The sequence below is a fragment of the Bacillus sp. AY2-1 genome (assembly GCF_008368965.1).
Lineage (GTDB): Bacteria > Bacillota > Bacilli > Bacillales > Bacillaceae_G > Bacillus_A > Bacillus_A thuringiensis_S.
Genome location: NZ_QPEL01000040.1, coordinates 1 through 21,217, shown reverse-complemented (window position 1 = coordinate 21,217; position 21,217 = coordinate 1). Strand labels below are relative to the sequence as shown.

Genomic DNA, 21,217 nt, shown 5'->3' with positions numbered 1-21,217 from the left:
CCCCCACATTCAAGAATATAAAATTATACCTATTAATTCACATTCTTTTCTCTTTATATCCGCTATTACTTTTTGCACTGTACGTAGTGAATCTTTTCGCTTTTTAACTGCTAAAACCACTCCATCGCACTTCCCTGCAATAATGTGCGTAGCAGGAAGGTCAAATACTTCAGAGGAATAAAAGAAAATGTAATCAAAATCTTCTTTCCACTTAGCAATCGCATTATCAAATTCATCCATAGCAATTAAGGGTGTCCCTGTGTGTACTGTTTTTTTTGCAGGAATACAATATAAGTATTTAGACAAATTACTAGAAAAAGATTCATAATTGCAGGGGGAAGAACTTATTATATCGTTTACTGTTATCATGTGATTACTTTGTAATAATACATGTAGTTTAGGGTCAGAAAAATTCACATCAATAAGTAACACCTTTTTCTTCATTTCCGCAAACACTAGCCCCATATTTACTATAAGCGAGGCAACAACACCTCTGTCCTTCGTTGAACTAACTGTGAACAGTTGTTTTCCAGATTTTTTCAGCCCGTGATATACCGTATAAAACTGCTCTTTCATCAGATCATCATGCATATTGAATGGCAGCTGTTTCTTTGTCCTAAACATCGACATGTTCACCTCGATATATAGATGATTGTTTATCAACCTCTGTAGGTTTCTTTTTTCTATTCGGTTTCATATTTATGTAACCAATAACAGAAACTGTAGTTATTTTCTCTAAATCCTGTTCCACGTATATACGTTCATCAAAATAATCTCGAAATACAGCTAAACCTATACCAACAAAAAAACTAACAATTAAAGAAATAGGAATGATTAGTTGAAATTTCGGAAACAATTTTTCGGCCTGTTCCTGTAACTCAGGATCAGTTAATACTTTCACTCCTTGTACATTTGTGTACTGTTGAAAGCTTTTTTGTGATTGCTCTGCCAATGTCTTTACTATGTCTTTCACGACTTTCGGATTGGAATCTTTTACTGTAACAGTTACAATTTGTGAGTTGTCCGTATTTACCACCGAGATTTTTTGTGCTAATTCATAACTTGATTGCTCTAATTTCAAAGTTTTTTTAACTGTTGAAATAATTAATGGGCTTTTTAAAATATCGACATACGATGTTACTAGTTGCTTATTTTCTTGTGTTTTATTTGTTGAATTTTCCTTATTAAACTCATCTAAATTCCCAACAAGAATTTGCGTTGAATATTGATATGACGGCTTTAAAACATACATAGAGATAAGAACTAAAGAAGCGGTTAAACAACACATCGTTAAAATAATCGTTACGAATCTTCTTTTCAATAATTGTTGAAAATCTTTTATACTCATTTCTTGCTTCAATTATTTCACCGCCCTTTTCTGAATAACATCCTGCAAGTCACTCTTTACAGATAACCCTTTCTCCTTTCTATCCACTTGTTTTGTTACATACTTTCCGACTCTCAATGCAAATTTTTCTACATATATATACGAAAGCATTGCAAATATAAACGAAAAAACAAGTGAAAAAATTAAAATAATAGGCAACGGTAATATTTTATGGAGCATGTATATAAGGGAAAATAACGATATAATATGATATAAATAAAGACTGTAAGAAATCTTCCCCAAATATAACAAGTATTTATTACGTAGTAAGGACGACAAAGTTGATATTGACAAGCTTAATATGACAAATAGACATGCGCTTATCGCCACTACATAGTCTCGAAATATAAAATTATTGAGCACTTTCATTTCTCCAATAAGCCCTTCATACATAAAAAGTAAAATCGCAAATAAAAACCATGCAATTTTCGTGTTTTTAGTACAATTACTATAAAAAACTATTAAATTATTTTTATACTTCGCAACTAGTGCTCCTAGTAAAAATAGCACCGTATAATGCAAAGTTAATGCATAGCTTGTTAATGTTAAGCCCGAACGAAACAAAAATAATATGATGACAGAACATATACTAAAACTAAACAATAATAGTAATGAACCCCTTAACGTTTTTCGTAAGCAAATCATCAAAATTAACGGGAAAATTATTGATATTCGCATTTCATGGACAAGCGACCAAATCACACCGTTATATGCATCTGTATTATATTTCCCAACCAATAAAATATGTTGTGCGATTAAGCTTGAAGAACTTTCAATCGTCCATGAGCGATTAAACCATTCACTTAAATAAGAAATACCATATTCACTAATTGTAGTCTGGCATATAATCGCTATAATTATTGCCACAATATAAGGAATATATATTCTGCATATACGTTTTAAAAGGTATGACCCATAGCTACTATAGTTTTTTTGAATAGATTCATACAAAACAAATCCGCTCAAAACAAAAAAGATAATAACAGATTCGTTACCACTACTAAAAATTAGACGAGCAGGTGTTTCTTTTAATAGATACACAACAAATGGTTTATTATCTTCATAACTGTAATTTTGAAATGCTGAAAAAATCATTAAATGATGACCAATCATTACTACTAATGAAGAAATCCCTCTTATAGAGTCCAATTCTTCGTATCTCTTCATCTTTTTACATCAACTCCTAATGAAATGATACTAATCATTTCAAAGCGACATCTTTATTCATATTCCTCTCCTTTCTTTTCATTCCAATTTTTCATATTAAAATGATTTTATAGTATAAATTTGAGTGTATTGTAACATTTTTTGTAATATTATGAATAGTAAATCTCGAAAATTGGTATATACCAATTTCAACCTCGAAAAATGAGTAATATTGATAGAAAAACACTATAAAAATATCTTGCATATTTACAAAATTAAAGAGATGAATAGCGTTTTTTCAATATAAAATAAAAAAGATAGCCTATATAGGCTATCTTTTTTATTTTATTTAATTACTGGCACCACTATATGCTACATGTCGTTTCTCAATTCTTTCTTCAATTTCTTTCATATTTTCTTTATTATTTAATAGTGATTGTTTATTTTCAATTAATAATTGTTTAAAAGATTTTCTCACTTTTTTTCTCATTTTCATTGTCCTCCTTGGGGGATGGTTTATATAAAAGATAAAGAATTATCTGTGTGTCCTTATAATAATTGATTGTTGTGAATTCTATTTGAACTTCATATGAAAAATCCGTTTATTTTCTGACAACTTTGTGAACACGAAAAAAAGACTCTCTAAAACTATGTTGAAATTAATTCACTTCATTATAAAAATTACTATTTCCATCAACTTTTATCATTATATCTTGTCGAAACATTTATATATTTAAAATTGATTTCGACATAATTTTATTTACTATAATACTGTTTACAAAAACAAAAAGAAGGTGTTGCATAAGTCAAAGTTCGACTTATGCAACATCCCTCTTTCTAAACTATTTATAGCATATTTATTAATATTTCAGGTCTTCCCCAATTCATTTCTTCACAAACAAATTTAAGTTTTTCTTCATCCATTGTGTGTAGTCCCTCTTCTAGTGAACATGAAATTGGAACTTCACAGTGAATTTGTGCTAATTGCAACGAAATATTTAAGTTCTCTAAATCACTTTCAATCTTCGTACGCTGCGCTTTCGTTAATGATTCTACATTTTCTAGTACAGCGGATACTGTTCCGTGCTCTTGAATAAGCTTATACGCTGTTTTTTCACCGATACCTTTTACACCTGGATAATTATCACTTGTATCTCCCATGAAAGCTTTTGCATGGACGATTTGCCACGGCTCTACACCTTTTTCTTCCATGATTTTCTCCGGTGTGTAATATTCGTAATTTCCAATTCCTTTACGCAGAAGCATAACTGTAACGTTCTTATCAACAAGTTGAAGTAAATCTGTATCACCAGTTAAAATATAAACTTCAGCTTCATTGCAATATTGTTTTGCAAGCGTACCGATACAATCATCGGCTTCGTAGCCTTTCATACCGATAACTGGAATGGATAATTTCGCAGTCATTTCTTGCACTAAATCAAATTGAGGAATTAATTCTTCTGGTGGCGCTGCACGATTTGCTTTATAATTCGAGAACGATTCTGTTCTAAATGTCGTACTTCCCATATCCCAGCATGTAACGATATGTGTTGGTTCGATCGCTTGCGTAGCTGTTAACAAGTGTTTCATATAACCATGAATCCCGTTTGTAGGGGTTCCATCTTGTCGTTTCATAAATTGTCCGTAGACACTTGTTGCGTAAAAAGCACGAAATAATAGTGCCATACCATCAACTAATAATACTTTTTTCATAATTCCTCTCCTATTAAAAAAATAATAACCTCACGTTATCACGTAAGGTTATATAAATAGATTACCATTCTACGTTTTTGCTCAACTTTGTCTATTATACATGGTTTTTTTATATTTAGCACCATTAACACATTAAGACATCCTACTACAACAAGTATGCAATATGCCTGAATACGTATTTTTTCCAGTAGAAACAACGACAGCCTTTGCATTTCCACTAACAATATGCGAACCTTTAAAACATACATTTTCAAGCTCAAGTGGATTATAATCTTTCATCCGTTTTAATGGAATAAATCGTTTACGTTCAAGGTGATAGCAGCTTTCAAACTTCTCTATACTCGCTTCGTTTCCCGTTAACACAGACTCATTTACTAATAAATCATCTGCATAAATAATACGTACATCAGCTGGCACAGCATCTCCAGCCGAAAGAAAAATCATATCTCCAGGTACAAGTTCTTGCACTGGTATCTCCATCATTTTCAGTTCACTATTTAGCCCTGTACTACTAGAACATTCTACTCTAGATACAGTAATCGTTTCACGTTGTAATTCATCACACACACGTTGTTTTGAAAAACCTGGGATCATGCCACCAAGCTTCATCATTACTTCTGCAAGAAGTGCTCTTTTTGAAGTTAGTTCATTTCGGCCATATACTTGAATACGTTTTTGTGCCTCTTTCATTGATAGTCCGTCTCTTGTTGTTTTAAAATATGCAAATACAGATTTTACATCTCTTGTTGCAATTTCAATTAATAAATCTTTATTTTTTTGAAGCATTGTTTGTTCTTTTATTGATTTTTTACTTAGTTTATATGACGTGTTACCCACAGTTTTGTTTGCATATAACATATTATCGTCTCCTCCTTTACAACATAGGAAGAAACGCTTTGTTTCTCAATTTATCCACTTTACTGTGAAAGTGTCTAGCGCTTTATAAACGCTACATTGTGATAAATATAGAGGGAGGAACAAATCGTTTCCTGCCTACATCATATATTTTTGATTTGAAGTATATGGGTAACGGAACCGAGTCAGAATTTGACATGCTCCTCACCTCCTCGTTTAATTTTATAGTTTATACTATGAAATTACTCATAGCTTGGTAACAAAAAAGACCCCTACCCTTAAGAGAGTAGTGGCCATTACATACACAAATAAACGATTTCTAATATAATTAGAAATCTACGGACCTCTCCCTCACCGAGTTTTAGCACTGTATAGCATAGGTACATTACCAGCTACGTTAAGAAAAACCTTAATTCGATCATTCCTGTTGACCCATTGGCGTCTCTCGACATTTTTGGGCAGTAGCATTTCTCTATACAGGAGCCTCACCTAACAGAGACTTATTTTCATTACATTGAAAATGTTACTCTTATTTAAAATAGATGTCAACCGTAGCCTACAATTTTTTCAAAAGGTATGGCAAACTAACATATATAAAGTGAAACTTTAATCAGTGGGGTTTTGTTCATCCCCCACTGATTATTAGCCCTCACCAATCAGGCTGCCCGGCAAATAGCGGAATAAAATAAAAAACTTTACGTTTAAACGTAAAGTTTTTAATAAGTTATACAGCCAGCAATTACAATCCCAATTGAAAGCGATAAAAACATAAGAAAAAGACCGACTGCTTGATTATCTTCTTCAAGACTTTTGTTTATATTAAAGCGTGGTGTAAGCCACTCAGCTAAATAAAAAACGATAATTTGAGCCAAAATCCCAACTGCTCCCCACGAAATCATATCAAGAAGTGAAATTGAATTAGCTGCTGTCGAATATAAAACAATAGCTAACCCAAGTAATCGTCCTCCAAGCACATAGCTTACCGCCTTATTCCCTTGAGCCATTAACTTAAATTCCTTAACTTTCGTTGTCACTTCCATCAAGAACAGACCAATACATAAAAGTCCGAGTGTTACTGCTAAATATGATAAAAAATTAATCATTTTTCCCCCTCCTTTTTATACCTACCGGTAAATAGTACGATTCATTTCCTGTAATCTTTTCTCCCGCGCGAATACCGATACTACTTGCTTTTCCAGCAATTAAAAAAGAACCAAACACATACGACAGTTTCTCCATCCCTTTTTCTGTTTCCAAGGATACGACTGGAAGTTCTATATACTTTTGAAATATCGGCAGTGAAGTTTTATACGTTTGATGTGCATTTTGAAGCATAATATTTTCATCCTTATCGCGAATCGTAATTGTATCTCCTTCTCTACCAAATGAAGGTTTTTGAACGAAAGAACCTTTTCCTAAAAATAAATCTGGTTCTAAATATGTAGGTAACATATATTCTTTAATCCACTGTTGTTCCTCGTTTGTATAAAAGACCTCTTCTTCTGCTAACCCCCAAATAAGACACTGAATTGATTTTGGCTGAAGTAAAAATGCTGACAAAGGATTTATTATAAAAAGCTTTCCGGCTTTTACAAGTTGCAGCAGTTCCACACCTACCAAATCTCCTGTTTCAGGATCTTGATCCTCAATTAAATCTTCTATCGGATATGTTTGACGATATAAAACATCAATCTTCGCCCCATCTTTATCAACTAGAGCACCTTTCGTAATTCTAAGTTCTGACATTGGCACTACTTTATTTTCAACATGGCATAACTGACTTAAATACATAGTCGTATTCCAATCCTCAATATGTTCATGATGTGCTGTAAAAACAACATTTGGATTGTCTAATCCCTTTGTCGCTTCCATTACAGCTTTCGTAACACCAGAAGATAGTAATCGTTCTTGATCCGAGTTTGGATCATCATAACCTAGGTTTTCACAAACTTTTCCATTCATTTGAAAGCATTCCATAATAAAAGTTGGTGTATCACTATTAAACTCAAGCATTTTAATTTGGTTATCAACCGTTATAACGAAATCAAATCGTGAAATAACAGATTCAGGATATAATCCTTTCATTCTAATGAATGATAAGCTCGCAGGAGGAAAACCAAGCTCAAGAAGCTGTTCGTCACTTAAATTTCTCAAAAGTCTAGCAGTCTTAAAAAATATTTTACCCATTCGTTCAGTCGCTAAGTGTAATTGTTCCAAAGTCTGATTTGTTATAGAAAAAACATGAAACAAACTATATTCACATTCATATAAATCCGACCAAAAATTCGGATATTTTAAATAAAAATCTTTTCGATCCCTTATGTATTGCGACATATTTTAGCCCCCAAATCCTCCCTTTGAACCGCTTCCAATTCCACCTTTAAATTCAGCAGACGATTGATACGATTTAAACGCCGATGAATTTTTAAAAGTGGATTTATTTTGATAATATCGCCCACCATAGAAATAATGCCCACGATAACCTGAACTACTATCATCACACTGCCATACCCCAAGTTCATCATCCCAATCCCAATCAGAACAACTATTATCATTCGGTTTTGGGGGAAGATCTTGTGCGCAACCAAATAAAGTGCCAGTCATTAAAGACGTTACGACACCACCTACTAGCCATTTCGTTTTTGTCACCTTCGCACTCCCCTTTTTAAATTCTATTCCTATTATATAGGATGGCATGATAAAGTAGAAGAAAAAGGAAGAAGAGGGATGAAATGCGCTTAGAATATCGACTTAATGATGAAACGAAAGGGTATCCTGCTTTATGGAACTACGCCAATATTTCTAATTCTGAAATTATCGCACGCATGACTTGTGAATATTTTATTAAAGAGAAAAATACTTATGTTGTTACTGCAACTTCGGTTGATCCAGACGGAACAGCAGTTATTTATATTCAAAAAGAAGTTTTCGCCAATGACCCTTCAGACCCTACATACTCCCACATCGGTTTTGAAATTAGAGAACTAAGTGAAACGAGTTCAAGCTTAGTAGATAGTCAAGATGTATGGAACTACGAAGAAATTTTACCATCTCTTCATTCAGATATTATATATATTCAGCGAGACGGCATGTCTATGGAATTCTCCTTGGATTCAAGAGAGATTGATGAAGACAGAAAGTGCTACATTTATTACGGAAACTTCACAGGTGAATCAAGATAATATTGATATATCTATGCAACAAAAAAACCTTACGTATAAAACGTAAGGTTTTTATATAGCCCCACATATGCCGTTCTCTCTAGATGTCCATAAACCTGCTCTCACAGGTGGATGCTCTCACAAATGTTTGTAACTTCCTTCTTAAAAAGATGGCATGTTAGCTACATTTAAATATTGAACTTCCATATTAAACTTATTGGTTTAAGACATGCATAAGCTACGTACACCGTAGGAATTTTATATAAGGTTAGTTGAAATAAGACCCCCGCACGTGCCGCTCCTCGTAAATGTCCAAAAACCCGCTACTCGCAGGTGGATGCCCTCACAGTTACCGTACATCTTCCTCCACAAGGAAGGCTTGATGATGGTCGCTAAATATTGAGCTTCCGTATAACTAACATCGGTTTTAGACATAAATAAGTTACGTACACCGCAGGATGTATTATTTACTTGTCGTTATATTATCACATTGTTTCCAATGTGTAAAATACAAAGTTTTTCGAGCAATCTCTTGCTTGTGACCTTATTTTAATACAAATTATTTTTGCATGCAAGTGATTAATCTTCTTCTTTTGCAATTTGATTTTCCGGATAAGAAATCCAATCACTCCAGCTACCCGCATACAATTTAACATTTTGGAATCCAGCCAATTTTAACGCAATGATATTTGGACATGCCGTAACACCAGAACCACAATATACAATGGTTTCCTTATCTTTCGACAGATTTTGGAATCGTCCTTGTTGCTCAGCTTCATTCTTAAATTGTCCTGATTGCAACATTCCATCCTTCCAAAAATAGTTTGCTGCTGTCGGAATATGTCCTGCTTTATGATCGACAAGTTCCTCTACACCAGCATAACGTTTTGGCTCTCTTGAATCAATTAACGTAACATCTGCACCTGCCTGGATATTCTCTCTTACTGTTTCCATCGATACAAGCATATGATCTTGTATGTTTGTTTTGAATGTTTTTCGTATAACAACAGGAATTTCCGTTGTTGTCGGTAGTCCATTCTCTTTCCAAACCGGGAAACCACCATCTAATATATATACTTTCTCATGTCCTACATAGTTACATAACCACCATAAACGAGCAGCATTTGCACCAGCTTGACTGTCATACGCAATTACTGTCGTATGTTCATCAATACCAACCTCCGAAAGCTTGTCCGCAAACTCTTCAATGCTTGGCAACGGGTGGCGGCCACCATGCTCTACTATAGGACTTGATAAATCTAAATTCAAATCAAAATATAAAGCATGAGGAATATGTTCTTCTTCATACTTTTCTCTACCCCAATTAGGATTCGCTAAATCAAAACGACAATCGATTACACGGACGTTCTCATCTTCTATATGCTCACGTAACCATTCGACTGTAACTATCATCTTTAACGACCTTCTTTCTCTTGTAAACGACTTACATACTCCATAACCATTTCTTCTGTAACATATTTACGCTGCAAGGTAACACCATTTTTTGCAAGATCATTAATTTGCTTTGTTACAACATTAATGACATCAACCGAAAATTCTTTCCCATTTGACGCAAGAGATACGGCTGCTTCAATAGCTGCTTCACGCTGCGCATCTAATTGTAAACATGCTTTTACACTTTCATTTTGTTTACGAGAATGTGCTGTAATTGCTTTATGTACTTCCATCTTCTCTTCCCCCTAAATAAGTTATACGTTCTAATTCAATTCCATTGCAAGCCGAATCATATCACGGCATACAATGCCATTTTCAATAATCTCTTCTTCATAATGCTTCGAAAAGTAATCAAAATCAATAGAAAAAATACGAAATCCACATTTTTGATATAAAGCAAGTTGTGAAACACTAGAATTGCCTGTACCAACTTCCAGTTTTGACATACCATATCCTTTAGCAGTTTCTACAGCATGACTTACTAGCTTCTTTCCAATCCCTTTTCCTTGCACATGCTCTGCAACCGCAATATTCATGATTTCCATCGTCTTTGGCCTTGTTTCCAAAAGAACATATACACCGATAACGCTACCCTCTTGCTTTGCTACGTATGTTAATCCTCTTTGTACATATGTAGCTATTTGCCGTTCACTTGGATCAGCAAGTAGCAATAAAGACTTCGGTATAGCTTCTTCTTTCGAAATATACTCTATTACTACACCCATAAAAATTCCCCTTTCTCTATTGTTCTAAACCCTCCTTGTCTACCATAAGTAATAGAAAGGAGGGGTTCATCATGGACAACAATGAGAAAAAATGCAACGTCATCTCTATTGATGGAAAGAAGAAGAAAAGCGACACGTATTCCTATCCAAAATTAGTAGTAGAAAATAAAACATATGAATTTTCTTCATTCGTCTTATGCGGTGAAACACCAGACGGCAGACGACTCGTTCTTACTCATATGATTTCTACCGATGAATTTGCTGGATTTGTAAAATCTTTAGATACTGTACTGCAAAAGAAAATTGAACGAATCTTTTTCTCATAACGACTATATAACATAAATTTCTTTTTCAATCTCTACTAACTGCTTGTGCAATTGTTCTTTACTTTGCTCATATAGAGATACATCAATCGTTTCAGCCAATGCAAATAATATACTTTCATAATAATTCATCACATCTTGCTGCATTACTTTTTGGAATAAGTTCCATTTCAAATCCCACTCTTGCTTATAATGATGAACAAATAAATCTTTTTCATCAGCTACATAGTTTGATACGAAAGGTTCTAATACAACTTTAGCCTCTTCTTGCATGAATGCTTTATCATTTTTTTCAAAAAAGCTTTTTTCATTTTTAAAATGTGCCAGTGCTTTTTTGAAATCTTTTATTTCAACTGAAGGGAACGGTTCTTTATGTGTAATATCTTTATATTCATACTCCACTGTTCCATTCATAGAAATTGATTGATTTTCTACTTTACAGTTCACTACAATTTCGTCCTTTGCACGCTTCATCGCTTCGTCTATCCATTTTTCAAGACGTAATGATGTCGCACGCATTTCTTGTAATAAATCATGCTGAATAAATGCTACTAATTCCATAACACACTGTTGCAATTGTGTTTTCACATTTCCATCCGTTCGAAGTGACGCCGGATTAATAAATTCAGTAAACACATCGTTATAACGTAGGAATAGACGCTGTTGCACGTAATAAAGCAACTCTTTCACTTCATTTTGCATCGCCTGTTCTTCAGCAAGTACACTATATGATGAAATGATATGAAGTAGTTGATCACGCTCTGCTTCATATTTTTTCGTTTGCTTCTCTTTCTCTTCATTCCCCTGCTTTGCACCATTTATCATGTTTACTAAAAGCTGATCTGCCCCTTGCAACGCACCGTATAGAGCATGCACAGAAACAAGCATTAAATCTCTCATCATAAAGGACGTAAATGATTCCTCAAACTTAGTAATTCCAGAGTTTTGTAAAATACCATACTTCTCTTTTTCAACACTCTTTCCTTGTTTCTCTTCAAGCGCACATAAACTTGAAATTGCAAATAAACGCGGATTTCTAATACCGTATTGCAGTAGCTGATCTGCGATATAACCTTTTACCATTTCAAGTTCTTCTTCAGACTCTGCTAAATCCGCCGCATTAATTAAGAAGAACATTTTATCAAGGGCAAAAGTATCCTTTACACGACCAAGCTGAATTAAAAATTCACGATCCGCACGAGAGAATACATGGTTATAATATGTTACAAATAAAATAGCATCTGCGTTTTTAATATACTGGAATGCAACATCCGTATGGCGAGCATTAATAGAATCCGCTCCAGGTGTGTCTACAAGCGCTACTCCCTGCCTTGTTAAAGCACAATCATAATAAAGCTCCATATACTCAACGAAGCATGATTTTTCTTCGTTCGCTACATAATCAGAGAACTCTTCTAATGTAACTTGTACTTGTTCTCCTAAATAAGTAGAAACTGCATCATACCCTTTTTGTACCGCTCGTAAAAAGCTAAATGTTGTTTTTTGCTTCCCAGTTGGTGAAGGATATTTCATAACTTTATCAATTTGTGCTAACGCCTCATCTAACGTAGTAATCTCATAATGAAACAGCTTATAAACAGCTTTCATATCTTCTAATAAAGCTTGCTTTGATTTGAATTGAACCATTACTGTTCCGTGTGGTTTTTCCTCTGTAACCGGCAAAATTTGATTAATCGTTGCCGTCGTCGGATTTGGTGATACAGGAAGTACCTTCTCACCTAGTAAGGCATTGGCAAATGATGATTTTCCAGCACTAAAAGCTCCGAATAACGCTACTGTAAATTGTTTCGTTTCCACACGACGCCTTTTTTCTATTACCTCTTGCTGTACATGTTTCAGCGCTGGCAATGGCTCTAATATCATTTCAGCTTTCTTCACTTTCTCTAATATACGCTGAATATTTAAAACTGCTGTTCCTTTTATCTCTTCTTCATGAGCCGCCCCGTTATCATTTACAATCTCCTGCTCTTGTAGTGTAAATTTCTCACTAACAATTTGTTTTTCACGTTGCAATATCTCCTCTATTTGCAATCCTTCTGGTGTAGCAACACGCTCGCGCCAAATATTTTGTAAATAACTTTCATATGTCTCTAAATTGTTACTGTATTGTAATTCCGTCTCTTTTGCCGTTTGCAACATCGTATATTTTTCAATCTCTTGTTCCATACGAGCAACTGCTTCCTTCACCTTTTGCTTTAAAACGACTGCACTTTTATCAAAAATTTGCTGAGCTTTTGTAAAATAACGTTTCTTCAGTTCATTCGCTACATCCGCTGTATAAAGAAGTAAGTAATCACCTGTGAAACCTGCACCTTGTTTAATGACTTCAGCTAACATTTCTGGTCCAAAAGCAATTTCTAAAGCATATATGTCTTTCCCAATTTCCTCCGTGAACAATCCTTCTTCTTTTAAGAAGGCCACAATAAATTCTTTCACATGAAAATCAAGTTGCGTTTCAACAGTCTTTTGAAGGGCAGAATAAAACGCCTCTACACGTCTTTGTTTTTCTTGCTCCGTCTTTCCTTTTGCAAATAGCAAACCAACTTTAAACTTTGTTAATTTCGTTTCTAAATATGCATTTGCCAATTCTCTCATTTCAAATGGCATTAAATACGCGTTATCTAATATAGCTTGTAAACCTTTTATAAATTCGTTTCTCACATGAGATTCTTTACTAGCCTCGCGATGTTTAATTTCCGTTAGCTCTTCTTTCTTTTCAACTATTTCTGAAATCGAAAGCGGTGATGCTAACTCTTCCTCATATGTCAAAAGAGCTTTTTCATTTTCAGAAAGAATAAACGAGAAATGTTCCCCCATTAAATATTCTGTTTCTCGCTCCATTCCATCTCTTACATACTGCTCTTTTTCTTTCATAATAGATGTAATTAATGTTTCTAAGCTTCCAATTTCATTTTGTGGATGGTTCATCATTCTTAATGACGTATAATAAACTCCATCTACTTCAATATCCCAGTTAGAGAACGATTGTTTTACACTATCTTTATAATCCTCAAACGATAATTCATTTTCTTTATGTTTATCTATTTGATTTACAACGAGATAAACCGTTTTATTACGTTGTTTCAATTCTTTAACAAATTGTAAATTCACTTCCGATTGGACGTGATTATAATCCATCATATAAAAAATTACGTCTGCTAGATGCAGCGTTGATTCTGTCGCTAATTGATGGGCATCATCTGTTGAATCAATCCCTGGTGTATCAACTAACATAACACCCTCAGGAATTGGCGCATCATTCCGATAAATATGAACACCAATTACCTCATCACCGTCTTTACAAATTTGTTTTAATTCTTCCGCTGAATATGCACCATCATATTCGTACTGTTCTCCAGATTTAATCGTTACAACAACACGATCAAATCCCTTTTCAATTTTAACGACGTTAGCGCTTGTCGGAATTGGACTTGTTGGTAACAACTGTGCTTTATATAGATGATTCATCATCGTTGATTTCCCTGCAGAGAAGTGACCGCAGAACGCTATCATAAGCTGTTCTTGTTTATATTTTTGAATCACCTCAAACAACTTTAAACTATTCTCTGCATCGCCGTGTTTTTGCCACTCTTCATAAAAACAAACAAGTTTTCTCATACCGTTTGTCTGTACTATGTTTGTCATCCCCTTGTTCCCCTTTATCCAAGATGTATATACTTTTCCCTGCTATTTGCGAGCTCATAACCAGTGAGAGTTACACCTACCCATTGATTACAGTTTCACTTTACTATCATACTAAATTTTCAGCATATTCTCATTAAAAATAAAAAATCCCTTTCATTCTTTTTACAAATGAAAGGGATTTTATGTCATATCACTCATTTTGCTGTTCCTACTCCATTTAAAACATACTTTGTAATAACTGCATATACAACGACTGTACCTGCTACTAATGCATATACCATACTTACGCACCAACCTTTTTTGATAATGATTATCACTTTTGAATACAGTTTATCATTAAAGAGAATCATTATCAACACTTTTCATAAAGAAAGCCCCTTATAGGAAGGAGCTTTACTGCCTGTTTTGAAGAAGGTTAAAACTTGTTGTGCACTCTTATTATATCTCATAATACGCATCTTAACAGTTTTAAAAATTGGAAATTACCTATATACCCTCTTCTTTACATTTTGTATAATAAAAGGGAATTACTTAACAAGGAGGAAAATAATGACACAAAACATTTCACAAGGCGAGAGGATACATTCCATCGATATTATTAGAGGAATAGCTGTATTAGGTATTTTTCTTGTTAACTGGCCAATTATTGCCGGGGTTGACTCACGTGATATTACAGGAATTTACGAAGGGATAGACAGCTATATTCGCCTATTTTACGATATGTTTATTCAAACGAAATTTTATACAATTTTTTCGTTTTTATTCGGATTAGGTTTTTATATTTTTATGAATCGTGCTGAGGCGAAGACCGATCGTCCAAAAACTTTGTTTGTTCGCCGCTTACTTATCTTATTATTATTTGGGTTCTTACATTACGTTCTTTTATGGGACGGTGACATTTTACATACTTATGCAATTACCGGGTTTTTCTTATTTTTATTTTACAAAAGAAAGACACGTACTATTTTAATATGGTCAATTGTACTATTAAGTTTCATGCAATTGTTCACATTATTAGGTTCTCTTGTCATGTTATTAGTGCCGGTAGATGAACTAGGCCTTTCCATAGCCATTATGCCGTTAGAAAACTGGGGCTTACAAATTACAGACAGATTCTATTCTTTCTATTCTGAAGCAATAAGTAACAGTCTTATTATGCTTCCTGAAACACTAGGATTGTTTTTACTCGGATTATATGCCGGTAAAAAAGACATTTTCCGCCGTGCTAAGGAATTAGATCCAAAACTTAAAAAATGGCAAATCATTATGTTCATTTTAACATTACCGATGTGGTTTATTATGGTTTACTTCTTTATGAACAATCAACCATACACACCATTTTCACTTATGGGTATTACGATGATAAGCGGAAAGACATTGTTCATCTTCTACATTGTCACGTTAATGCGTTTATTACAAAAAGAAAAATGGCAAACAGTATTACGTCCATTCCAATACGTTGGACGAATGGCGTTAACGAATTACATCTCACATACAATTGTTACATTACTTGTATTTGGGCTACTATTCAAAAATGATTATCTTGCTCCATTATGGGTTGGACCACTATTCTGCGTCGGTTTCTACACGTTACAAATCTTTATTAGCCGCTGGTGGCTTTCACATTACCAATACGGGCCACTTGAGTACATTTGGCGTCTTGGTACTTACGGGAAAATGATGCCACTTAAAAAGAAAAGCAAGGTCTCATAACGAGACCTTGCTTTTTTACGCTTCTCTTACTGCACTTTGCATAGACACCGGCTCTTCTTTTACTTTCACTTTGCGCTGCGGCACCATATTAAATACGATATTTAACAATACTGCTGATGCACTTCCAAGTACAATTCCGTTATCTGTTAAAATACGAATGCTTTCTGGAAGTTGTGAGAATAATGTAGGAACGACTGTTACGCCAAGCCCAATTCCAACAGAACATGCAACGATTAATAAGTTTTCTTGTCTTCCAAAGTCAACGCTACTTAACATTTTAATACCATATGCCATAACCATACCAAACATTGCGAGCATAGCACCGCCAAGTACTGACTTCGGAATAATTGTTGTGATAGCTGCAATTTTCGGAATAAACCCAAGAGCGATTAACATACCACCGCAAGTATAAATAATAACGCGATTTCTTACTCCAGTTAATTGAACAAGTCCTACGTTTTGAGAGTATGTTGTATATGGGAACGCGTTAAAAATACCACCTAACACCATCGCTAATCCTTCTGCACGATACCCTTTTGTTAATTCTTTTTCACCGATTTTTTTATTGCAAATATCAGATAATGCAAAGTATACACCTGTTGCTTCTACAATCCCTACACAAGCAACGAGAATCATTGTAATAATTGGTGTTAATTCAAATGTTGGTGTACCGAAGTAAAATGGCTGAATACCATGGAACCAATCCGCCTCTCCAACTGCTTGCAAGCTTACTTTCCCCATAAATGCTGCAGCGATAGTACCGAACAACAAACCTAATAGAATAGAAATTGAACGGATAAACCCATCAAAGAAACGATACATAATGATGATAAATAATAACACTCCAAATGCTAACGCTAAGTTTTCAAGACTTCCGAAATCTTTGCTTCCTACTCCACCAGCCATATCATTAATAGCGGCTGGAACAAGTGTAACTCCAATTACTGTAACGACAGACCCTGTTACAACTGGTGGAAACAGTTTTACAAGCTTTCCAAATAATTTCGCAAAAATAACAACGAATAACCCGGCAGCAATAATTGCCCCATAGATAGAAGACACACCGTATTGTTTTCCAATTGCAATCATCGGCCCAACCGCTGTAAATGTACAACCAAGTACAACTGGGAGTCCAATACCGAAAAAGCGATTTGATAATGCTTGTAAAATTGTCGCAACGCCGCACATTAATAAATCAATTGAGACTAAGTATGTTAACTCTTTTTGATTTAAACCAAGTCCGCCGCCTACAATAAGCGGTACGATAATTGCGCCAGCATACATAGCAAGCATATGCTGCATACCAAGCGATGCAATTTTAAATGGATGCTGCTTCATTGCTTATTTCACCTCCGCAGTTTCATGCTGTACAAATGTAACTGTGCCGTTATCAAGTGATGCAATTTCTGCTAGTGATTCAACACGAACGCCTTGTTCACGAAGCTTCTTTCCTCCATCTTGAAATGCTTTTTCAATAACAATTCCAATTCCTGCAATACTCGCTCCAGCTTGCTCTACTAAACTCATTAAACCTAAAGCAGCCTGACCGTTTGCTAAAAAGTCATCGATGATTAATACACGATCATTTTCATCGATATGATTGCGAGATAATGAAATTTCATTCGTTTCTTGTTTCGTAAATGAGTATACGTTTGCAACGTACATATTATCTTGTAACGTTAACGATTTACGTTTTCTTGCAAAGATTACTTTTACACCAAGCTCTAATGCAGCCATAACTGCTGGTGCGATGCCTGAAGATTCAATCGTTACGATTTTTGTAATGTTCTCTTCTTTAAAACGTTTAGCAAATTCTTTTCCAATCTCTTGCATAAGTACTGGGTCAATTTGATGATTTAAAAATGCATCTACCTTTAATACGTCACCAGATAAAACCTTTCCTTCGTTCAAAATCTTTTCTTGTAATACTTTCATGTTTGTTCCCCCTCTTATGCAATAAAAAACTCCAAAAGCCGCCACCACTCGTTACAAGTGAGAGACGCGCTTTTGGAGTTTCGCAAAAAAGAATGCTAAACAAGCAATATATTCGTCCTCACTCATAGTCAAAGTATTTACGGTACTTCGGTAGAAACTTGCAGGCCATATCCCCGCGATTATATGAGTGTAGCTAACTATTTATTTTATAGATGGATTATAACGCACTTTTTATACTTTGAAAAGTATTTATTAACAAAACACGTACAAATTTTATAAAAACATCATTTTCGTTCGAGTTTTGTAAACTCTTACATATTATTTCAAAGCGTCGTTAAAACAATTGGCCCATCTTTTGTAATTGCAATTGTATGCTCATATTGCGCTGATAATTTCCCGTCCATCGTTCTTGCAGCCCATCCATTTAAATCTACTTTAGAATATCGCATACCTACATTTACAATTGGCTCAATTGTAATTACCATTCCTTCTTGCAACTCAGGCCCTTGTCCTTGTTTCCCAAAATGAAAAATTGCTGGTTCTTCATGGATCTCTTTACCTATTCCATGTCCCGTAAAGTCTCTTGCGACAGAAAAACCTTCATTTGCTACATAACTCTCAATTGCATACCCAATGTCTCCTACATGATTACCGATTACCGCCTGATCAATCCCTTTATACAATGCATTCTCAGCTACTACCATTAACCTTTCCGCTTCCTCAGAAACATTTCCAACTCTATACGTCCAAGCAGAATCTGAAAGACCACCATTTAAGTTTACTACCATGTCAATTGTTACAATATCTCCTTCATTTAAAGGAACATCGGCCGGAAACCCATGACACATTTCATCGTTTACAGATGCACATATCGCATATGGATACCCATTGTAACCTTTCTGTTCAGATGTGGCACCATGCTGTTTTAAATACATTTCAACAAACGTATCAATCTCTTGTGTCTTTATACCTGGCTTTATCATTTTCGCAATTTCTTTATGACATGAAGCAAGTAATTTTCCAGATTCATGCATCAAATCTATTTCATTTTTCGTTTTAATTGTAATCATACTACCTCTACCTTTCCTTGCTAAACCTACTATTTACTACTAAAATTCTATCATACACATCTTCTTCCACAATTTCCAATTACAAAAGCAAATATCCTTTATCTCTATTTTCCGAATATAAATTTTTAGTTAATTCGATTTTTAAGATATTATATCTAGTATTTTTTATTGATATTTACTTATAAACAAAGTATAGTGTTACCATACTATTAAAAGGAGGATTATTAAAGATGATGCACGCAGGAAGACTACGTCAGCAAACTTTGAACAATAAGTAACTTAATATGTTCAAAGGCTCTGTTTTCATAAAGCAGAGTAAACGGGATTAGTCTGCACATTTTTAATAATCTTCAACGGAAGAGTACACTTTCCACATGAAGAAAGGCAGATATACGTCTGTCTTTTTTTCGTATATTTTTTCATACAAAGAGAGGCGTTTATTCATTATATCCTCGTTTACTCTTAACCACAGACAGAAGCTCGTCTGTGGTTTTTTTATGATTACATTTCCTTATATCTCGCTACTTTAATCATATTGATGTAGTTAGAAACAATTAGTAACAGAAAACATTAAAATTAGAATAAACATTTGGAGGAAATGGGAATGAATACACTTAAAGTTAAACAATTAGCAAATAAGGAAGGACTAAATATATTAGAAGATTCAATAGTAATTAATGAATCTGGCGTTGACTTTCAAGTAGCACACGTTAAAGAACAAAACGGAGATAAATGGATACTAAGAATTCCTCGTAGACCAGAATCTATGAGACATGTCCAACGAGAAAAAAAGCATTAGAACTTATGAAAAAACATGTAGAATTCCAAGTTCCTGATTGGTCTATATTCTCTGAGGAACTAATCGCTTATAAACAACTAAGTGGCGTTCCTGCCGCTACTATCGATATAGAACGACAAGAATATATATGGAACTTTAATGAAAAGAATGCACCAACTGAATACAATATTTCATTAGGAAAAGTTCTAGCGAATTTACACTCATTACCTCAGCAAAAATTTAATAATATAGGTGTTGAAATTCTTACTGCTAATGAATTAAGAACTTCTATGAAACAAAGGATGAATCGAGTGAAGGAACAATACCACATCAATCAAAACTTATGGGATCGTTGGCAAGCATGGCTAGCTGAAGACTCTTTTTGGCCATCTCATGTAGGAGTAAAGCACGGGGATATACATCCAGGTCATATCCTGATTGATAAGAAAAATAATGTAACTGGCTTAATCGATTGGACAGAAGTAGGGATAGCTGATGTATCTATCGATTTCGCTTCCCATTATCTGCTCTTTGGGAAAGATGGACTAACAAAGTTAATTAGTTCTTATGACAATTCTGGCGGTAAAACTTGGTCAAGAATGGATGAACATATTATCGAACTTCTAACAACAAGTAGTATCACTGTTGCTGAATACGCTCAAGTATCAGGTTTGAAAGACATGCATGAAATAGCTGTACACATGCTATCAACTGAAAGTTAATGTAGTTGCAAAAAACAGAAGAACCCTCTTCTGTTTTTTGTTATTTTCCACATATATAATTCATTTTCAAAAACTCAAAACAACTACCGTTTGTTTTTTGTATAAACGTCCCAACTGCTTCAAACCCTGCCCTTTTATATACTTTAATAGCTCTCTCATTAAATTTCACTACTGATAGTGTTATATAATTGCACCCATATTTTTCTTCACTAAAAGCTAGTCCCGCATTCACGAACTGTAAACCAAATCCATTGCCAGTTATATCAGGTCTCATTCCAAGTCCTATATCAACCGTTCCATTATTCATTTTACAAACAGTAAAAAAACCAATGAGAGTGCCATTTTCCTTTACAGAAAATGTATGATTCCCTCTACTCTCATCATGTAAAAACTCATCTAAATCTTCTTCATCTGCCGCTATATCATAAAAAGAATATTTCCCTTCATAGTGCCAGTTATATGCAATCTCTTCCGCTTCTTCTTGCGTCATTACTGTATATGTATAAAGCATTCTTTTATCCCCCTTAAAAAAAGAGCTGCAATTGAACTGCAGTTTTTCTATGGCTAA

The 21,217-nt window shown here is 34.4% G+C and carries 21 protein-coding genes, 2 other RNA genes, 1 pseudogene and 2 riboswitches; of the genes and pseudogenes, 4 read left to right on the top strand and 20 right to left on the bottom strand.

Features of this window, described 5'->3' with window-relative positions; all coding sequences use genetic code 11:
• Nucleotides 1-9: 9 nt before the first annotated feature.
• The 9 genes from DN403_RS10845 to DN403_RS10800 form a co-directional block, all read right to left on the bottom strand.
• Nucleotides 10-630 carry a CpsD/CapB family tyrosine-protein kinase gene (locus DN403_RS10845; RefSeq protein WP_149185457.1) on the bottom strand — a complete coding sequence of 207 codons (621 nt, stop codon included), beginning with the start codon at nt 628-630 and terminating at the stop codon, nt 10-12.
• On the bottom strand, nt 617-1,360 hold the full coding sequence (locus DN403_RS10840; protein WP_000807060.1) for a YveK family protein: 744 nt from the start codon (nt 1,358-1,360) through the stop codon (nt 617-619). Before DN403_RS10840 ends, DN403_RS10845 begins: the two co-directional genes overlap by 14 nt.
• Nucleotides 1,361-2,554: an acyltransferase family protein gene (locus tag DN403_RS10835; protein WP_000833052.1), complete on the bottom strand. Its 1,194-nt coding sequence runs from the start codon at nt 2,552-2,554 to the stop codon at nt 1,361-1,363. It lies immediately after the preceding gene.
• Nucleotides 2,555-2,882: 328 nt separating this feature from the next.
• Nucleotides 2,883-3,023, bottom strand: a complete 141-nt coding sequence (locus tag DN403_RS10830; protein ID WP_001228048.1) for an FbpB family small basic protein — start codon at nt 3,021-3,023, stop codon at nt 2,883-2,885.
• A gap of 356 nt (nt 3,024-3,379) precedes the next feature.
• The gene (locus tag DN403_RS10825) at nt 3,380-4,246 is read right to left on the bottom strand and encodes a 5'-3' exonuclease (RefSeq protein WP_000757071.1); all 867 of its coding nucleotides are present in this window, start codon (nt 4,244-4,246) and stop codon (nt 3,380-3,382) included.
• A gap of 132 nt (nt 4,247-4,378) precedes the next feature.
• Nucleotides 4,379-5,104, bottom strand: coding sequence for a P-type ATPase actuator domain-containing protein (locus tag DN403_RS10820; protein ID WP_000964950.1), 726 nt, complete (start codon nt 5,102-5,104; stop codon nt 4,379-4,381).
• Nucleotides 5,105-5,439: 335 nt separating this feature from the next.
• A riboswitch (M-box (ykoK) riboswitch) is annotated at nt 5,440-5,605 on the bottom strand.
• Nucleotides 5,606-5,817: 212 nt separating this feature from the next.
• Nucleotides 5,818-6,204 carry a DUF350 domain-containing protein gene (locus tag DN403_RS10810; protein WP_000606873.1) on the bottom strand — a complete coding sequence of 129 codons (387 nt, stop codon included), beginning with the start codon at nt 6,202-6,204 and terminating at the stop codon, nt 5,818-5,820.
• Entirely contained in the window at nt 6,197-7,435 is a 1,239-nt protein-coding gene (locus DN403_RS10805; protein WP_042597489.1) for a glutathionylspermidine synthase family protein, read from the bottom strand. The genes DN403_RS10810 and DN403_RS10805 overlap by 8 nt, the downstream gene beginning before the upstream one ends.
• Before the next feature lie 3 nt (nt 7,436-7,438).
• On the bottom strand, nt 7,439-7,750 hold the full coding sequence (locus DN403_RS10800) for a hypothetical protein (protein ID WP_000169030.1): 312 nt from the start codon (nt 7,748-7,750) through the stop codon (nt 7,439-7,441).
• Nucleotides 7,751-7,833: 83 nt separating this feature from the next.
• Here DN403_RS10800 and DN403_RS10795 point away from each other — a divergent pair, with 83 nt between their 5' ends.
• Nucleotides 7,834-8,283: a hypothetical protein gene (locus DN403_RS10795; RefSeq protein ID WP_001235522.1), complete on the top strand. Its 450-nt coding sequence runs from the start codon at nt 7,834-7,836 to the stop codon at nt 8,281-8,283.
• Between the two features lie 54 nt (nt 8,284-8,337).
• Here DN403_RS10795 and ssrS (DN403_RS10790) read toward each other — a convergent pair.
• The 5 genes from ssrS (DN403_RS10790) to DN403_RS10770 form a co-directional block, all read right to left on the bottom strand.
• Nucleotides 8,338-8,521, bottom strand: a non-coding RNA gene (gene ssrS, locus DN403_RS10790) — 6S RNA.
• 21 nt (nt 8,522-8,542) lie between these two features.
• Nucleotides 8,543-8,725, bottom strand: a non-coding RNA gene (ssrS, locus tag DN403_RS10785) — 6S RNA.
• Between the two features lie 116 nt (nt 8,726-8,841).
• Nucleotides 8,842-9,675, bottom strand: a complete 834-nt coding sequence (locus tag DN403_RS10780; protein ID WP_000637581.1) for a sulfurtransferase — start codon at nt 9,673-9,675, stop codon at nt 8,842-8,844.
• A gap of 2 nt (nt 9,676-9,677) precedes the next feature.
• Entirely contained in the window at nt 9,678-9,950 is a 273-nt protein-coding gene (locus DN403_RS10775) for a YpbS family protein (protein ID WP_000451820.1), read from the bottom strand.
• Nucleotides 9,951-9,980: 30 nt separating this feature from the next.
• A complete protein-coding gene (locus tag DN403_RS10770; protein WP_000539329.1) occupies nt 9,981-10,442 on the bottom strand; it encodes a GNAT family N-acetyltransferase in 462 nt (153 codons plus the stop codon).
• 71 nt (nt 10,443-10,513) lie between these two features.
• Between DN403_RS10770 and DN403_RS10765 the strand changes: the two genes are divergently transcribed.
• Nucleotides 10,514-10,768, top strand: coding sequence for a DUF3931 domain-containing protein (locus DN403_RS10765; RefSeq protein WP_000369740.1), 255 nt, complete (start codon nt 10,514-10,516; stop codon nt 10,766-10,768).
• Between the two features lie 3 nt (nt 10,769-10,771).
• Here the strand turns inward: DN403_RS10765 and DN403_RS10760 are convergent, their stop codons facing one another.
• A complete protein-coding gene (locus DN403_RS10760) occupies nt 10,772-14,431 on the bottom strand; it encodes a dynamin family protein (RefSeq protein WP_000182183.1) in 3,660 nt (1,219 codons plus the stop codon).
• A 194-nt stretch (nt 14,432-14,625) separates the two neighbouring features.
• Nucleotides 14,626-14,790, bottom strand: a complete 165-nt coding sequence (locus DN403_RS31105) for a hypothetical protein (RefSeq protein WP_153587184.1) — start codon at nt 14,788-14,790, stop codon at nt 14,626-14,628.
• Nucleotides 14,791-14,980: 190 nt separating this feature from the next.
• Between DN403_RS31105 and DN403_RS10755 the strand changes: the two genes are divergently transcribed.
• Nucleotides 14,981-16,144, top strand: a complete 1,164-nt coding sequence (locus DN403_RS10755) for a DUF418 domain-containing protein (protein ID WP_000193087.1) — start codon at nt 14,981-14,983, stop codon at nt 16,142-16,144.
• A gap of 15 nt (nt 16,145-16,159) precedes the next feature.
• Here the strand turns inward: DN403_RS10755 and pbuX are convergent, their stop codons facing one another.
• The 3 genes from pbuX to DN403_RS10735 all read right to left on the bottom strand — a co-directional run bounded on the left by pbuX (nt 16,160) and on the right by DN403_RS10735 (nt 19,149).
• A complete protein-coding gene (pbuX, locus tag DN403_RS10750) occupies nt 16,160-17,482 on the bottom strand; it encodes a xanthine permease PbuX (protein WP_000809208.1) in 1,323 nt (440 codons plus the stop codon).
• 3 nt (nt 17,483-17,485) lie between these two features.
• The gene (locus DN403_RS10745) at nt 17,486-18,079 is read right to left on the bottom strand and encodes a xanthine phosphoribosyltransferase (protein WP_000866482.1); all 594 of its coding nucleotides are present in this window, start codon (nt 18,077-18,079) and stop codon (nt 17,486-17,488) included.
• 105 nt (nt 18,080-18,184) lie between these two features.
• Nucleotides 18,185-18,286, bottom strand: a riboswitch (purine riboswitch).
• Between the two features lie 116 nt (nt 18,287-18,402).
• Entirely contained in the window at nt 18,403-19,149 is a 747-nt protein-coding gene (locus DN403_RS10735; protein ID WP_000628412.1) for a type I methionyl aminopeptidase, read from the bottom strand.
• A 604-nt stretch (nt 19,150-19,753) separates the two neighbouring features.
• Here DN403_RS10735 and mphL point away from each other — a divergent pair.
• Nucleotides 19,754-20,649: pseudogene (gene mphL, locus DN403_RS10730) on the top strand (macrolide 2'-phosphotransferase MphL).
• 40 nt (nt 20,650-20,689) lie between these two features.
• Here mphL and DN403_RS10725 read toward each other — a convergent pair.
• Complete coding sequence (locus DN403_RS10725) at nt 20,690-21,160, bottom strand: GNAT family N-acetyltransferase (protein ID WP_000967501.1); 471 nt, start codon at nt 21,158-21,160, stop codon at nt 20,690-20,692.
• Nucleotides 21,161-21,217: the final 57 nt, after the last annotated feature.

Coding starts and splice junctions, on each gene's coding strand:
- DN403_RS10770 (WP_000539329.1), bottom strand. CDS start 10,442: ATGGGTGTAGTAATAGAGTATATTTCGAAAGAAGAAGCTATACCGAAG.
- DN403_RS10795 (WP_001235522.1), top strand. CDS start 7,834: ATGCGCTTAGAATATCGACTTAATGATGAAACGAAAGGGTATCCTGCT.
- DN403_RS10725 (WP_000967501.1), bottom strand. CDS start 21,160: ATGCTTTATACATATACAGTAATGACGCAAGAAGAAGCGGAAGAGATT.
- DN403_RS10760 (WP_000182183.1), bottom strand. CDS start 14,431: ATGACAAACATAGTACAGACAAACGGTATGAGAAAACTTGTTTGTTTT.
- DN403_RS10805 (WP_042597489.1), bottom strand. CDS start 7,435: ATGTCGCAATACATAAGGGATCGAAAAGATTTTTATTTAAAATATCCG.
- DN403_RS10775 (WP_000451820.1), bottom strand. CDS start 9,950: ATGGAAGTACATAAAGCAATTACAGCACATTCTCGTAAACAAAATGAA.
- DN403_RS10845 (WP_149185457.1), bottom strand. CDS start 630: ATGTCGATGTTTAGGACAAAGAAACAGCTGCCATTCAATATGCATGAT.
- DN403_RS10780 (WP_000637581.1), bottom strand. CDS start 9,675: ATGATAGTTACAGTCGAATGGTTACGTGAGCATATAGAAGATGAGAAC.
- DN403_RS10835 (WP_000833052.1), bottom strand. CDS start 2,554: ATGAAGAGATACGAAGAATTGGACTCTATAAGAGGGATTTCTTCATTA.
- pbuX (WP_000809208.1), bottom strand. CDS start 17,482: ATGAAGCAGCATCCATTTAAAATTGCATCGCTTGGTATGCAGCATATG.
- DN403_RS10755 (WP_000193087.1), top strand. CDS start 14,981: ATGACACAAAACATTTCACAAGGCGAGAGGATACATTCCATCGATATT.
- DN403_RS10735 (WP_000628412.1), bottom strand. CDS start 19,149: ATGATTACAATTAAAACGAAAAATGAAATAGATTTGATGCATGAATCT.
- DN403_RS10765 (WP_000369740.1), top strand. CDS start 10,514: ATGGACAACAATGAGAAAAAATGCAACGTCATCTCTATTGATGGAAAG.
- DN403_RS10810 (WP_000606873.1), bottom strand. CDS start 6,204: ATGATTAATTTTTTATCATATTTAGCAGTAACACTCGGACTTTTATGT.
- DN403_RS10820 (WP_000964950.1), bottom strand. CDS start 5,104: ATGTTATATGCAAACAAAACTGTGGGTAACACGTCATATAAACTAAGT.
- DN403_RS10745 (WP_000866482.1), bottom strand. CDS start 18,079: ATGAAAGTATTACAAGAAAAGATTTTGAACGAAGGAAAGGTTTTATCT.
- DN403_RS10825 (WP_000757071.1), bottom strand. CDS start 4,246: ATGAAAAAAGTATTATTAGTTGATGGTATGGCACTATTATTTCGTGCT.
- DN403_RS10830 (WP_001228048.1), bottom strand. CDS start 3,023: ATGAGAAAAAAAGTGAGAAAATCTTTTAAACAATTATTAATTGAAAAT.